Genomic DNA, 1,458 nt, shown 5'->3' with positions numbered 1-1,458 from the left:
GTTCTCTTTTAAACGACTGTTTAGATAAATTTAATCAAAGGAGGATAAGCCCTCCCTTAATTAAATATCTAGAGAGAAATGTTACTTAAGAAGTCCTTCTACCTTGTCTTTTACTCTATCAGAAATAGTCTTTTCTCCACCTATCAATAAGAATTTTTTCGCTTTGGATTCTTCTATCCTATTTGAAATACTCTTTGGTATTCTTCTCTTTTGTACCAATAGCATAGGGGCCTTTTCCATTTTTGTTAAAACACCTGCTGCCAGGGCATCTATAGAATTCTCACCACTTGCAAGAATAACCTTATCACTGTTTTGGTAAGCATATTTTGCTATTTTTGAAGATGTCTCATACCTATCTTCTCCTGCCAATCTTTCGTATTCTACATCAAGAGCCTTTATATTGCCTTCTATTCTCCTTGGTAAAGAAGCTCTACCTCCAATTATATACATCTTCTTAATATTTGAATCTCCAACAATATTTTTTATATCTTTACTTAAACGATTTCCATCATTTAATAATATTGGTAAATTCTCCTTTGTAGCCAATGAAGATACTGATAGTGCATCAGCATTCTTAAAGCCATTTACTATGATGGCTTCTTTAGCCTTATTTGACTTTAGCAATTCTTTTGCAATTTCATAGGAAGTTTCATATCTATTATCACCCGCTAGTCTTTTTACAGTAATATTTTTATTTTTCAAGTCAGAAACCACCTTTTCAGATATGGAAACTTTTCCACCTACTACTATTACATTATTCGCATTCAATCTCTTTATTTCATCAAAAACATTTTTTTCTATTTTCTTTCTCTTAGTTAAAAGTATTGGTGCTGATTTTGATGTTGCTAATGATGACGCTGCCAAGGCATCTGCAGAATTAGTACCACTTGCAAGAACAACTGTATCTGCTGACTTAAAATTATCCTTACTTATCTTTATGGCAGTTTCGTACCTGTCATCTCCTGCCAATCTTTTTGCTACTTCATTGCTATCATTTCCTTGATTATCGCTATCATTTCCTTGATTATCTTCTATTTTTTTAGCCTTACTCCAATCTAAGAACAGTCTGGCATTTTGCCTTCCTGCACCTTTTACTATATCATCATATGATTGGGCATTATTTTTTATTGCATCCATGGCATCTACATATACTTCAATATTGATAGTATTTTCCTTAGAATTTTTATCAAATGCAAAAACCTTAGGGAATTCCATTTGTTTTCCCTTCAAGTTTTTATCCATAAATTTCTTTAATACCCTTGCCTCTGATTTTGATGAAGTAAAGGAGCTATCATAAATATTTAATCCCCATAGATGTCCATACATATTCATAAACTCTAATCCTTTAAAGGCTACTTCATATGAATACTTATTGTCCTTCTTTCTTACTATTGCGTTTCCATCAAGGGCTTTTTCACCCATTGAAGCAGTATCAGAATGTGCTTGTAACATTCTAAC

1 protein-coding gene is annotated in these 1,458 nt (G+C 32.4%); it reads right to left on the bottom strand.

Translation table 11 applies throughout. From position 1 onward, the window contains the following. Positions 1 to 81: 81 nt before the first annotated feature. Positions 82 to 1,458: cell wall-binding repeat-containing protein (locus tag HMPREF1639_RS03980; RefSeq protein WP_036763514.1), on the bottom strand; the 1,377-nt coding region annotated here is incomplete at its 5' end.

The sequence above is a fragment of the Peptostreptococcus sp. MV1 genome, assembly GCF_000758885.1.
Classification (GTDB): domain Bacteria; phylum Bacillota; class Clostridia; order Peptostreptococcales; family Peptostreptococcaceae; genus Peptostreptococcus.
The sequence above is the reverse complement of the archived record's forward strand: the minus strand, read 5'-3'. Positions and strand labels throughout refer to the sequence as shown.